Origin of the sequence: Gilliamella sp. (genome assembly GCF_024104075.1) — a bacterium.
Classification (GTDB): Bacteria; Pseudomonadota; Gammaproteobacteria; order Enterobacterales; family Orbaceae; genus Gilliamella; species Gilliamella bombi.
Window position 1 is genome coordinate 1 of sequence record NZ_JAGGHR010000027.1, and the last position, 13,898, is coordinate 13,898.

The following is a 13,898-nucleotide window of genomic DNA, read 5'->3' on the forward strand; positions in this document are numbered from 1 at the left end:
CCGTAGACTTTAATCTTTTGTCTCGTAAGTGCCCACACAGATTGTCTGTTTCTTCTTTTTAAAGAGCTAACAGCTTACATCCCTCGTCAACCTTTCGTTGATTTAGTTCGCTGTCTCAAGGGTTGCGTATGTTACTCACTTCACATGTGAACGTCAACCCCTATTTTAGAAATTTTTAATTTTTTGTGTTGAATGACTGCTTTTTACACAAATTTAGGCATTATAGGGTTATTTTTAGTTGTTTTGTCACATTAATAGCTTTATTAGTAGCCTCTTTAACTGTCGATGCTCTAGCTAACGCAACTCCCATTCTTCTTGTTCCTTTTACTTCTGGTTTACCAAATAAACGTAAATCAGTTTGCGGTTCGCTTAATGCTTTATCAATATTAGCAAAAGTTATTTGTTTGGAATTACCTTCTATTAATAAGACAGATGATGCACAGGCACCATATTGTTCTATAATTGGAATTGGCAATCCTAATATTGCCCTAGCATGTAATGCAAACTCAGATAGGTTTTGTGAAATTAATGTCACCATACCGGTATCATGGGGGCGAGGTGATACTTCACTAAACCATACTTGCTCCCCTTTAACAAATAATTCAACACCAAATACCCCTCGTCCACCTAATGCTTCTGTTATTTTAGTTGCAATATTTTTCGCTTGTTTCAATGCTTTTTCAGGCATCTGCTGAGGTTGCCAAGATTCTCGATAATCACCTTTTTCTTGACGATGGCCAATTGGTTCGCAGAATGAAACTCCGTTAATATGCCGAACAGTCAGCAAAGTAATCTCGTAATCAAAATCAACAAAACCTTCTATGATTACTTTACCCCCACCAGAGCGCCCTCCCTCTTGAGCATATATCCATGAAGATTTAATATCTGCTTCACTACGCAATAAAGATTGACCTTTACCCGAAGAGCTCATAACTGGCTTAACCAAACATGGAAAACCTATCTCTTTTACCATTTGTTCATATTCAAATTCGTTTTCGGCGAAACGATAAGGTGAAGTGGGTAGTTTTAATTCTTCTGCAGCAAGACGGCGAATCCCCTCACGATTCATTGTTAATTGCGTTGCTTTTGCTGTTGGAATAACAGTAAATCCTTCTTTTTCCAACTCAACTAGTGTAGATGTGGCAATAGCTTCAATTTCTGGAACAATATAATCGGGATTTTCCATTTCAATGACTTTTTTTAGAGCATCCCCATCAAGCATATTAACAGTATGATACCGATGAGCTACTTGCATTGCTGGCGCATTAGCGTATCGATCAACTGCAATAACTTCACAGCCAAAACGTTGTAATTCAATCGCCACTTCTTTAGCTAACTCTCCTGCACCACAAAGTAATACTTTTGTTGCAGTCGGTGATAAAGGAGTACCTAATTTAGCCATAATTCCCTCATACACAGTTAATCGTTATATCTCAAGAAATAAAAAATCGGGAAAATTATCCCGATTTTTTAATCAATATTAAGCTTGATAAGGATCACGTAAAATCATGGTTTCATTGCGATCCGGACCTGTTGAAATAATATCAATTGGTGTTTCGGTTAACTCTTCAATTCTTTTGATATAAGCTTTTGCTGCTTGTGGCAGTGCATCATAGCTTTTAATACCAAAAGTTGATTCGCTCCAACCTGGCATAGTTTCATAAACAGGTTTAACTAAGCTCCACTCTTCAGCGGCAGCTGGAGCATTTTTGATAACATCACCATTTGGTAATTGGTAACCGACACAAATTTTTACTTCTTTCAGCCCATCTAACACATCAAGCTTAGTTAAACAAAATCCTGAAACAGAATTAAGTTGTACCGCTTTACGCACAGCAACTGCATCAAGCCATCCAGTACGACGGCGACGACCTGTTGTTGCACCAAATTCATTACCTTGTTTACAAAGATACTCACCAACTTCATCAAATAGCTCTGTAGGGAATGGGCCTGCACCAACACGCGTAGAGTAAGCTTTAACAATACCTAACACATAGCCAACATAACGCGGACCAAAACCAGATCCCGTTGCCACACCACCAGCAGTAGTATTAGAAGAAGTTACAAAAGGATAAGTACCATGATCGATATCAAGTAATGTACCTTGTGCACCTTCGAACATAATTCTTTCACCTTTTCTTCGTGCATCTTCTAAAAGCGCAGGAATATCGGCAATCATAGCAACTAAAATATCAGCTATAGCTAATGTAGCATCTAAAACTTTTTGATAATCTACTGCTTCGGTTTTGTAATAATTGACTAATTGGAAATTATGATATTCCATCACATCTTTTAGTTTTTCAGCAAAAGCTTGACGATCACGTAAATCACCAACTCGAAGTCCACGGCGAGCAACTTTATCCTCATAAGCAGGACCAATACCACGCCCTGTTGTTCCAATAGCTTTATTGCCACGAGCTTTTTCTCGAGCTTGATCTAATGCAATATGGTAAGGCAAAATTAGAGGACATGATTCAGAGATAAGGAGTCTTTCCCTAACAGGAATACCACTATTTTCTAACTCTTTCATCTCTTTCATCAAAGCATCAGGACAAAGCACTACACCATTAGCAATAATGCTAATAACATCATTACGTAAAATTCCTGATGGAATTAAGTGTAATACTGTTTTTTCACCATTAATAACTAATGTATGACCTGCATTATGCCCGCCTTGATAGCGAACAACATACTTTGATTTTTCCGTAAGTAAATCAACAACTTTACCTTTTCCTTCATCACCCCATTGTGTACCTAACACAACAACATTATTACTCATAGACTATTTACTCATTTTGTTAATTATCAGATTTTAATTTCATATATTTAAAAAATTCACTATCAGGACTAATAACTACAATATCATTATCTGTAAAGCTTCGTTCATAAGCTTTTAGCCTTCGTATAAAGCTAAAAAACTCTATATCTTTACCAAAAGCATCAGCATAAAGTTTGATTGCATTTGCATCACCTTCACCACGAATAGATCGAGATTGACTTTCAGCTTCAGATAATATTTTGGTTACTTCTAATGTAGCCTCTGCTCGTATTTCATCAGCTCTTTTAACACCTTTAAAATGTTGATTTTGGACAATATTATTTCTTTCTGCTTTCATTTCCTCATAAATAGAATTAGATATTTCTTGAGGAAAATTAACTTTCTTTAAGCGGACATCAATAACTTCAATACCGAACGGTCTCATACTTGCTTGATTAACATCTAAAGCTTTTTCATCTTTATTAACTTGCTTTTCAATCGAATTACTTTTATCCAATTCTTTAATAGTGCTATTTAAATTATTCTTTACACGAGAGACTATAGAATTATGAGAGCTATTATTTGTATCATTAACAACATCAATGATATTTAATTTTTCAATTTCTGCTCTTAAACAGCTATTTAATCGAGCAAGTAACAAGTTATCGATACTATTACCACTAGCAATAGTTTCATAATATCGATTAAAATCAACAATCTTCCATTGTACAAAATAATCAACAACTAAATCTTTATTTTCACGTGTTCTAAATTTTTGTTCTTGACCGACATTATTAGGACTATTTATTGTTTTTATTTTAGCATCAACAATTTTTACATTATCCATTCCTGGAAATTTAAAATGTAATCCAGGTTCAGATAATCCTATAATTTTATTAAACCGTAAAACTATTCCACGAGTACCTTCTTCAATAACATAAGCGCTAGAAAAAAACACACCAATCAAAATTAATACTATAGGAACCAATAATTTGCGCATGCTTTTCTCCTTATCTTCCCATAAACCGTGGAGTCCGCGTAGTCTCGCCAACTTTAATGGTGTTATTAGTGTTATTGTTATTTTCTTTTGATAATTCCAGCTTTGATTTAGGCTGTTCTTTTACTGTTTCAGACGAGCTCAGCATATTGGAATTATATTCACTATTTTGGTTTGATAACGTCATTGTTTGAGAATTTTTTTCACTCTTATTTTTTAATAGTGCTTCTAACGGTAACACCATCAAATTTCCACTTTTATCATTCACTATAATCTTATTAGTTTTGGTTAATACTCTTTCCATAGTTTCAATATATAAATGTTCTTTAGTAATTTCTGGTGCTACTTTATATTGTGGTAAGATTTTTTCAAAACTGGCCACATCACCTGCAGCTTCAAGTTCTACTCTAACCTTATATGCATTAGCATCAGCTAAAATTCCTGCTGAACGTTCTTCTGCTTGCTGAATTTTTTTCACCTTATCAGCTTCAGCTTGTTTGATTTCTCGCTCACTATCGTCTTGAGAATGAAGCGTTTTATTGTCAGTACCTTTCACTTCATCTGGTAGACGAGCAACTTGAAAATTCAAATTAACAATATTAATACCCATATCATAGGGACTAATGATATTAACTAACTCATCTTTAGTACTACGTTCTAGAGCTGAACGTTCATCAGAAATTATCGCATCAATATTTGAACTTGCCACCACCGTTCTAAGGGCGCTATCGGAAGCTTGGCGCAAACTATCTTCTACATTAGTGACATTAAATAAATATTTTAAAGGATCGCTGACACTATATTGCACATTTATATCAACAAAAACCAAATTTTCACCAGCTGTAACAATAAGTCCCTTTTCGTTGAAATTTCGAATACCCTGTGTATCAACAATATACACTTTATCGATTAAAGTTGGCTTCCAATTTAGTCCTGGTTGAATGATTTCAGATTGAACTTGACCGAAGCGAGTAATTACACCACGTTGATTTTGGTTAATGGTATAAAATCCACTTCCTGCCCAAACTACAATAAGTAAAGCAATTATAGATATGATAATTTTAGTTGTACTCATCGGCAATTTAATTCCAGAGGAACCATTATTATTACCGAAATTATTTTTTTTTAATAATTTTTTAACTTTATCAAATAAACCATCAGATGAATGATTAGTTGGCTTTTTTTTATTATTCCCCCATGGGTCGTTATCTTGTCCGTTATTGCCGGGCTGATTCCACGCCATATTGTATATGCTCCATTTGATAATTAGTTGTTATTTTGCTTATTGATCAAGTATAACAGATCTGGTTCTTGTTTACAGAGGCGATTCCATTCTATAGAGGGAATTCTCACATCTAGATGAAAACTACCATCCTCATTAATAAATTCATTTTCTACCGCATTTAACTGATATAAACGACTTCTTAATCTTGCTAAATAAGCAGGTAAGTTTAAGTGGCAAACTTGTATTTGCTTAGCTAGCCTTTCTTTTAAAGCGATAAATAATTGATCTAATCCTAAACTATTTTGCGCTGAAATCCAAACACGAATTGGTATACCGTTTTCATCTCTATCAATACTTGGTTGTTTGCCTTCTATCAAGTCGATTTTATTCATAACAAGTAATGTTGGAATTTCGTGCGCATCAATTTCGTGCAAAACTTCATCAACAGCATGCATATTATCTAATAAATTAGGATCTGCTGCATCAACAACATGTAATAACAATGCAGCTTGTTGAGTTTCTAATAACGTTGCTTTAAAAGCCGCAATTAAATCATGTGGCAAATGGCGAATAAAACCAACTGTGTCAGCTAAAACAACTTCACCGACATCATCAACAATAACTCGACGAAGCGTTGGATCGAGTGTAGCAAATAACTGATTAGCAGCATATACATCAGCATTTGTTAACGCATTAAATAATGTTGATTTACCTGCATTCGTGTAGCCAACAAAAGAGACTGTTGATAGATCTGCTTTATTTCGTGATTGACGATTTTGATTTCGCTGTTTTTCAACTTTAGCAAGTCTTGATAAAATTAATTGAATCCGTTGACGAATCAACCTTCTATCAGTTTCTAATTGAGTTTCACCTGGACCACGTAAACCTATCCCACCTTTTTGACGTTCTAAATGCGTCCAACCTCGAACTAAACGAGTCGAAAGATGTTGTAACTGTGCTAATTCAACCTGTAATTTACCTTCATGTGTTCTGGCTCTTTGAGCAAAAATATCAAGAATCAATCCTGTTCTATCAACAACACGACATTTGCATAATTGCTCTAGATTACGTTCTTGGGAGGGAGTTAAAGAATGATTTACTAAAATAACAGAAGCATTAAGCTGTTTAACTTTTTCTGCTATTTCTTGAGCTTTACCTTCACCTACAAAATATTTGGTTTGAGGTACTTTTCTTGAGGTTGTTACAATATCGAGAATATCTATTTGAGCCGAAGAAACCAAAATTTCAAACTCTTTAAGATCCTCGATATTGCTCTCTTGAGGGAAGAATACATGGACTAATAAGGCAGATTCACCGCCTTTATATCTCTCAAACAATCAGATTCTCCACTGAAATTCAGCTTTCGCTTTCCTCTTCGGATTGAGATACCAATCCAGAAATAGGTCTAGATGGTACGACTGTCGAGATAGCATGTTTATATACCATTTGGCTTACAGTATTTTTTAACAAAATCACAAATTGATCAAATGATTCAATTTGTCCTTGTAACTTAATACCATTAACTAAATAGATTGAGACAGGAATATGCTCTCTACGAAGCAAATTTAAATAAGGATCTTGTAATGACTGCCCTTTTGACATGAGTTTATCCTTTAAAAATAATTATATTAAGATAAAATAAATACATTTATAAATAATTAATGTATTTTACATACTATTTCAGATACATCTTTAGTATCTACCAAAATAACATAAAAAAAGCTTCTCTTAAACCAATCAACTATAATTAATGCACAAATAACTAAAATTTTAAAAAATTTAAACTAAAAAGGTAAAAAAAATACTAAATACTGACACTAATATACATAACTTTACCTACGAAAAAATTTACAATTGTATATTATTAAACCACTATAAAAATTATCACTTAAAATATGTTTCGGAATATTGAATCCATATTATCATTGTTTAACCACGTAATAGGTTGTTTCCAACCACGAAGCCATGTTATTTGTCGTTTAGCTAATTGACGAGTAGCGCAGATTCCTTTAAAAACCATTTCATCATAACTTGTATTACCATTTAAATACTCCCACATTTGACGATATCCAACACAACGCATAGAAGGTAAATTTAAATGTAAATCCGATCGCTGCATAAGTGCTCTGACTTCATTTTCAAATCCTTGATCCAACATCTGTAAAAAGCGTTGTTCAATACGTTCATGTAATTGCGAACGATCTTGCGGCATAATAGCAAATTGCATAATATCGTATGGTAATGTTTCGCCACTTTCTTGTGTAAGTTCAGTTAGACTTTTGCCTGAAATTAAATAAACCTCTAAAGCACGATTAAGCCGCTGAGGATCGTTAGGATGAATTCGTTCAGCTGAAATTGGATCGATCTTTTTTAGCTCTTCGTGAATCGCTTGCCAACCTAATTTATTAGCTTTTTCCTCTATTTGCTTACGAATTACGCTATCAGCAGCAGGAAGCGGTGAAAGCCCTTCAATTAAAGCCTTAAAATAGAGCATTGTTCCACCAACTAATAATGGAATTCGCCCTTTTTTTAGGGTTTTTTCAATTTCCACAATGGCATCATGTCTAAAATTAGCTGCCGAATAACTTTTTGCAGGATCACAAATATCAATCAATTTATGTGGATACTTTTGTTGCTCTTCTTTAGTCGGTTTTGCAGTACCAATGTCCATACCACGATAAATTAGAGCTGAATCGACGCTAATAATATCAATAGGATAACGATCATAAAGCGCCATAGCAAATGCCGTTTTACCAGATGCTGTTGGCCCCATTAACGAAATAATTTTTGGTTTATTCATGATAAATCGATTGAGTTAAAGATTGCATGTCAATTGGGTATAAAAATGAATCTTGTTGTAACAGATTAATATCCACTTGTTCTAATTGAGCTAGTAACTGAATGGCTTTTACTACACTCCAGTTCATCGTAACACTATCATAATACTGATTAGCTAACCAAGCCGCTATTTGCGTTGGATCTAAAACTTCATTTTTTGAATCAGAAATAAAAGCAATTAAAGCGGGCAATAATTGTTGCCAATTGATAGTACGCAACATTTTAGGAACATTTTGCAAATACAGCTTCGCTTTATCAATATAAAAATCAAAACCTAAAAAATTTAGTTGCGGCTGATAAGAAGAAAGGACTTTCTGCTCCTTATTATTAATTAAAATTGTTAATGGGATAAGCAATTTTTCAGAATCTTGTGACAATAATTTAATCGCAACGAATTTTTGTTGAGCAATAGGCAACTTCATCAACATTAATTTTTGTTGATTATCTTCATTTTTTTCAAGCAATGCAATATCAGGTTGAATAATAGTTAACACCCGTCCAAATGTCACTAATAATGAATTATCAAGCTGCTGTTGTAATGATTGCAATGGTAAATTTCGTTTAGGAAATAATGATTCAATAACCGCTTTTTGTGGTTCAGTTATTTCATTTTCTTCTACCGATAAAAATGGCTTTTCTGGCTCAAGTTGTACAATATTTTGAGAAGAAGATTCAACGCTAACTAACTGACCATACAACGCATTTTCTTTAGCATAATTACTAGGTTTTTTAGGTAATTGGTTACTAGCTTGATAAGGCTTAGAAATCGTCTGTTGATTAAAGATATTTTCTCCAGCTGCTTGCCGATTAGGTGTTATTGTTACTTTTTCATCTGTTACAGATAAATCCGATTCAAGAGCCATAACTATAGCTTGATAAACGAAATCATGAACCAATCTTGCCTCATGAAAACGGACTTCATGTTTAGCAGGGTGAACATTAACATCAACTTGTTTTGGATCTATTTGTAAAAACACCACATAACTTTGTTGTTCATTCGCACGTCTTATATAGGCTTGTCGCAATGCATGATTAAGTAATTTATCTTTGATAACTCGACCATTAACATAAAAATATTGCAAATTACTAACTTCACTACTTGTTACCCAACCTTGAATGAACAAATCATCATGTTGCCAATCTAATTTGACTGCTTTTTGCATAAATACTCGCCCACATACCAATTCTACCCTTTTTTCAAGGGTAGATGAACGGTACTGCCTAACAAGTTTACTATTATGCTGCAAATTAAAAGTAACATCAGGACGTGCTAGCGCAATACGCCGAACGAATTCCTCAATATGCATAAATTCAGTTTTTTCTGTTTTTAAAAAACGGCGTCTTGCAGGCGTATTGTAAAACAAATCAAGTACTTCAACAGTCGAGCCAACAGGATGTGCAGCAGGTTTAATCACCGGTTCCATATCTCGCCCTTCAGCATAAACTTGCCAAGCTTCAGTTTGTTCTGCTGTGCGTGAAGTTAATGTCAATCTTGCAACTGAACTTATACTCGCCAGCGCCTCACCACGAAATCCAAGGCTAATAATAGAATCTAAATCATCTAACTTGCTGATTTTACTTGTCGCATGACGAGCAAGCGCCAGTGCTAATTCATCTTTAGCAATACCGCAACCATTATCTCTAATACGAATTAATTTACAGCCGCCTTGCTCAAGATCAATATCAATTTGAGTACTTCCCGCATCAAGGCTATTTTCAACCAACTCTTTAATGACTGATGCTGGACGTTCTACCACCTCACCAGCAGCAATTTGATTTGCTAATTGAGGAGAAAGAATATGAATTGCCATTAATGCTGTTCTCCAAATTTTGGATTTTGTTTAACGTAATTTTTTATACCTTGATAGATAGCTTTCGCAATCTTATCTTGATGAGTATTACTACTTAGTAAGCGTTCTTCACCTTCGTTAGAGATAAAACCAACTTCAACTAAAATCGATGGAATATCTGGTGAACGTAATACCCCTAAGCTTGCATGTTCTGGAGCAGATTTATGTAACTTTGTTATCCCTTTCATTTCTTTTAATACTTGTTTTGCTAACTCATATCCCACTCGTTGAGAATAAGAAAATTGCAGATCTAATACGGCTTGACTTAAATGAGGATCATGATCATCGCTAAGCGCATCACCTGCCCCACCAAGTAATTGTGACTGTTTTTCATCTTGTTCAAGCCAACGACCAAGTTCTGTGTCAGCTCGCTTAGTTGACAATACCCAGATCGAAGCACCAGTTGCATTCCGATTTGGTGCAGCATCGGCGTGAACTGAAACTAACAAATTAGCTTTATTTTTTCTAGCGATTTCAGAGCGTTGTGAAACAGAAATAAAATTATCACTGCTACGGGTTAACACCCCTTTAAAATTAGGATCTTTATTTAATAAATTGGTAAGTTTTTTAGCAATAGAAAGCGTAACTGTTTTTTCATATAACTTATTTTTCCCTATTGCGCCGGAATCTTTACCACCATGCCCTGCATCAACGGCAATCACAACTTTAGCTGCATAAGCAGAACTACAAAGCAGTAATAAGATAAAAAAAGTGAATAGTTTTTTCATTGTCTTTATATTGTTTATTTCAATTATGATAGATTAATAATCTCACTGCCTTTTTCGCTTATTGCCTGAACGCAAGCAGTACGTTCAAGCGCCAAATAAGTCAAATGAATTTCAAGATCCGCGCTTGGCAAGATCCCATTTGCTTGCTGTGGCCACTCAATCAAACAAATTGATCGCGAAGAAAAATATTCACGAATCCCCATATACTCTAATTCTTCTGGATCGCAAAGCCGATATAAATCAAAATGGTAAACTGAAAAATCATCAAATTGATAGGGTTCAACTAATGTATAAGTTGGACTTTTTACGTTACCTACATGACCTAATTGTTGCAAAAAACCACGACTAAAAGTTGTTTTACCTGCACCTAGATCACCTATTAAATAGATAATAATTGTATCATCATGCTTGGACAAATAGTTTAAACATAGTTTGGCAAGTTTACTACCAAACAAAATCGTTTGTTGCTCATTGCTTAAAATAACTGGTTTCATGATGAATTCTTTGCTCAATAAATAGTTCTTATTATATACTAATAACATCAAAGATGTACTAACCAAAATGAGCTTGATTTTGTAAAAAAGTTTCAGGTAACTATACGTTTCAGTATAAAAAGTGAAAATAATGCTACATACTATATCAACAGCAAACCAATCAGCCATAAATCCACAATTAATATCAGCTCAAGATGTTGTATTGTTCTGGCAAAATGGCGTTATTCTGGCTATACAAAATAATCCATTATTAAATAATATTATAAAAAAAACTAAACACTGTTACGTCATCAACAGCGATATAGAAGCCCGAGGAATAAGCAAAATTATTGATTCAAGGCTTAAAATTATCAATATGCAACAAGTTGTTGAACTTACAACTAACCATTTTCCACAAATGAACTGGGAATGACCATAGGGCATAATGCTAAAACTACCCAGTTTTAAAAAGCATGAATCATGCAAATTTGCAAAACCTAAAACCTAAGTTTAATATAAATCTCAATTGTACTCAGCTCGTATTCAAATTTATGGCTAATTTATTAACACTATCGGAAATCAATAATTATTTAAAAAATGGTGAAGTGATTGCTTACCCTACCGAGGCTGTTTTCGGTCTAGGGTGTGATCCTGATTGTGAATCAGCCGTATTAAAACTGTTACAACTAAAACAGCGTTCAGTAGATAAAGGCTTAATTTTAATTGCCAGCCATTACCAACAACTGATCCCTTATATAGATGAATTAGCTATTACTAATGAACAAAAACAGTTAGCACTTACTAGCTGGCCAGGCCCTGTTACTTGGGTTTTTCCTAAAAATACAAAAACACCTTATTTTTTGACTGGTAAATTCGACACCATAGCAGTACGAGTCACCAATCACCCCTTAGTTTGTAAACTATGCGATCTTTATGGCAAACCAATAGTTTCAACCAGTGCTAATTTATCGAATTATCCACCTTGTAAAACAGCAAGTGATGTCGTTAGCCAATTTGGTGAAAATTTTCCAATATTACAAGGACAAACAGGTAATAGATTACAGCCATCTCAAATCAGAAATATTCAAACAGGTAACATTATTCGACAAGGATAGATATATGCAAAATTTATATATTGGCGTAATGTCGGGAACCAGCATGGATGGAATTGATATTGCTATAATTAATATTACCGCAAAAAATGTCACATCAATAGCTAGTAGTTGCTACCCAATGCCCACCAACTTAAAGCAGCAATTATTAACATTATGTGAAACAAAGCAAACCACATTACAAAATTTGGGTGAATTAGATCATCAACTTGGTGAATTATTTGCCGATAGTATCAATCAATTTTTAAAAGACAATAAAATTGATAAACAACAAATAAAAGCAATTGGTTGCCACGGGCAAACTATTTACCATGCACCAAACGGGAAAAACCCATTTACCCAACAAATTGGCGATGCCAATATTATCGCAGCAAAAACAGGCATAACCACCATAGCTGATTTTCGTCGAAAAGATATGGCTTATGGAGGGCAAGGAGCACCACTAGTCCCCGCTTTTCATAAAGCGGTGCTACAAGATCCACAAATTAATCGTGTAGTATTGAATATAGGAGGAATTAGTAACATTTCAGTATTAATTCCTAACCATACTGTTATTGGTTACGATACAGGTCCAGGAAACGTACTGCTTGATTGCTGGATAAATCAAAACCTAGGTAAAAGCTATGATAAAAATGGACTGTGGGCAAAAACAGGAAAAGTTAATCAAGACTTATTGAATAAATTATTTGATGAAGATTATTTCAAAATACCAGCACCTAAAAGTACAGGGAGAGAGTTATTTAATTTACCATGGTTACATAAAAAATTAATAGGGACGGATTTTAAAGCAGAAGATATTCAAGCAACGCTCGTTGAATTAACCTCTTTATCAATTGCAAATGAGATCAACAAATTATCTATATTAAAAAAATTACCTTGCGAACTTTTAGTCTGTGGCGGAGGTGCTAAAAATCCACTTATTATGCAAAGATTATCAGCATTATTACCATCATGGTCAGTATTAACAACCGATACAAAAGGTATAAATGGAGACGATATGGAGGCAATAGCCTTTGCTTGGCTTGCTTATTGTCGAATCAATAATATCCCATCAAATATTCCCGAGGTAACTGGCGCAAGTCAAGCTGTGTGTTTGGGAGTTATTTATCAATAAACTAAAAAATATATAAATATCGATCAAATCAACCCAAATTTTTGTAACGCTTTAGCAATACCATCATTATTATTAGTATCTGTAACAAACTCGGCTTTTGCTTTTAATTCATCAACTGCATTACCCATAGCAATAGGATGATCAACGGTTAGGAACATTTCAAAATCATTCATACCATCACCAAATGCATAAGTAGACACATCAGTGAACCCTTTATTTTTTAATAACTGAGTAATACCATAACCTTTAGAGCCACCATGATTAAAAACATCAACACAGTAAGGGGTATTACGAATAAAAGTTAGTTCAGGAAAAACATCTCGATAAAGATCTTCTCCAGATTCACAAAGTAATAAAAGCATCTGAATAGGTAATTTTAAATAAACCTGATCATCAACAGGAGGAACTGGTTGCTTAAGATAATGATAAAACTTCTCGGCTGGTTGACTATACTCAGATATACACATCATTTCATCATTATAAAAAGATAAAGGAATATTCGTTTTTTGCTTAGAATACTGATGTATTCTCATTATCACATCTTTATCAATATTATTAGTAAAAACCTTTTCGCCTTTGTATAAAACTACTTGCCCATTCATACCAATAATTGAGTCAATTTGAGTCTTTTGCATTAAATCAGCAACTTCACAAGGTGTTCGACCAGTTGCTATCACTGGAATAATATTATTATGTTTTAATTTTTTTATAGCATTAAGGGAACTGGACAATACATCAATTTGACTATTAAACAATGTCCCATCTAAATCAAAAAAAACAATAGCTTCAGGTTTATGACTCAT

Annotated in this window: 13 protein-coding genes and 1 pseudogene; 3 read left to right on the forward strand and 11 right to left on the reverse strand. The window is 34.1% G+C overall.

Annotated features, from left to right (window positions below; all coding sequences use genetic code 11):
• Nucleotides 1-220: 220 nt before the first annotated feature.
• The 10 genes and pseudogenes from purT to tsaE all read right to left on the reverse strand — a co-directional run bounded on the left by purT (nucleotide 221) and on the right by tsaE (nucleotide 10,893).
• Nucleotides 221-1,402, reverse strand: a complete 1,182-nt coding sequence (purT, locus tag J6569_RS08410; RefSeq protein WP_174799304.1) for a formate-dependent phosphoribosylglycinamide formyltransferase — start codon at nucleotides 1,400-1,402, stop codon at nucleotides 221-223.
• A 78-nt stretch (nucleotides 1,403-1,480) separates the two neighbouring features.
• The gene (locus J6569_RS08415) at nucleotides 1,481-2,779 is read right to left on the reverse strand and encodes an adenylosuccinate synthase (RefSeq protein WP_296318236.1); all 1,299 of its coding nucleotides are present in this window, start codon (nucleotides 2,777-2,779) and stop codon (nucleotides 1,481-1,483) included.
• Nucleotides 2,780-2,798: 19 nt separating this feature from the next.
• Entirely contained in the window at nucleotides 2,799-3,758 is a 960-nt protein-coding gene (gene hflC, locus J6569_RS08420; RefSeq protein WP_296318237.1) for a protease modulator HflC, read from the reverse strand.
• A gap of 10 nt (nucleotides 3,759-3,768) precedes the next feature.
• Nucleotides 3,769-4,998, reverse strand: a complete 1,230-nt coding sequence (hflK, locus tag J6569_RS08425; RefSeq protein WP_296318238.1) for an FtsH protease activity modulator HflK — start codon at nucleotides 4,996-4,998, stop codon at nucleotides 3,769-3,771.
• A gap of 23 nt (nucleotides 4,999-5,021) precedes the next feature.
• A complete protein-coding gene (hflX, locus tag J6569_RS08430) occupies nucleotides 5,022-6,317 on the reverse strand; it encodes a ribosome rescue GTPase HflX (protein WP_085163813.1) in 1,296 nt (431 codons plus the stop codon).
• 19 nt (nucleotides 6,318-6,336) lie between these two features.
• The gene (hfq, locus tag J6569_RS08435) at nucleotides 6,337-6,582 is read right to left on the reverse strand and encodes an RNA chaperone Hfq (protein ID WP_065590789.1); all 246 of its coding nucleotides are present in this window, start codon (nucleotides 6,580-6,582) and stop codon (nucleotides 6,337-6,339) included.
• A 286-nt stretch (nucleotides 6,583-6,868) separates the two neighbouring features.
• Nucleotides 6,869-7,780, reverse strand: coding sequence for a tRNA (adenosine(37)-N6)-dimethylallyltransferase MiaA (gene miaA, locus J6569_RS08440; protein WP_034911914.1), 912 nt, complete (start codon nucleotides 7,778-7,780; stop codon nucleotides 6,869-6,871).
• A complete protein-coding gene (mutL, locus tag J6569_RS08445) occupies nucleotides 7,773-9,629 on the reverse strand; it encodes a DNA mismatch repair endonuclease MutL (RefSeq protein WP_296318239.1) in 1,857 nt (618 codons plus the stop codon). The genes miaA and mutL overlap by 8 nt, the downstream gene beginning before the upstream one ends.
• Nucleotides 9,630-9,664: 35 nt before the next feature.
• Nucleotides 9,665-10,354 (reverse strand): annotated as a pseudogene (locus tag J6569_RS08450) (N-acetylmuramoyl-L-alanine amidase); the annotation flags it as partial.
• A gap of 65 nt (nucleotides 10,355-10,419) precedes the next feature.
• Complete coding sequence (gene tsaE, locus J6569_RS08455; protein ID WP_065590797.1) at nucleotides 10,420-10,893, reverse strand: tRNA (adenosine(37)-N6)-threonylcarbamoyltransferase complex ATPase subunit type 1 TsaE; 474 nt, start codon at nucleotides 10,891-10,893, stop codon at nucleotides 10,420-10,422.
• 127 nt (nucleotides 10,894-11,020) lie between these two features.
• Between tsaE and tusB the strand changes: the two genes are divergently transcribed.
• From tusB to J6569_RS08470, 3 genes are all read left to right on the forward strand, one after another.
• Nucleotides 11,021-11,302, forward strand: a complete 282-nt coding sequence (gene tusB, locus J6569_RS08460) for a sulfurtransferase complex subunit TusB (RefSeq protein ID WP_065590785.1) — start codon at nucleotides 11,021-11,023, stop codon at nucleotides 11,300-11,302.
• A 118-nt stretch (nucleotides 11,303-11,420) separates the two neighbouring features.
• Entirely contained in the window at nucleotides 11,421-11,984 is a 564-nt protein-coding gene (locus J6569_RS08465) for a Sua5/YciO/YrdC/YwlC family protein (RefSeq protein ID WP_065636380.1), read from the forward strand.
• 4 nt (nucleotides 11,985-11,988) lie between these two features.
• Entirely contained in the window at nucleotides 11,989-13,095 is a 1,107-nt protein-coding gene (locus tag J6569_RS08470) for an anhydro-N-acetylmuramic acid kinase (protein WP_296318240.1), read from the forward strand.
• A 23-nt stretch (nucleotides 13,096-13,118) separates the two neighbouring features.
• Here J6569_RS08470 and J6569_RS08475 read toward each other — a convergent pair whose 3' ends face one another.
• A complete protein-coding gene (locus J6569_RS08475) occupies nucleotides 13,119-13,898 on the reverse strand; it encodes a Cof-type HAD-IIB family hydrolase (protein WP_085163809.1) in 780 nt (259 codons plus the stop codon).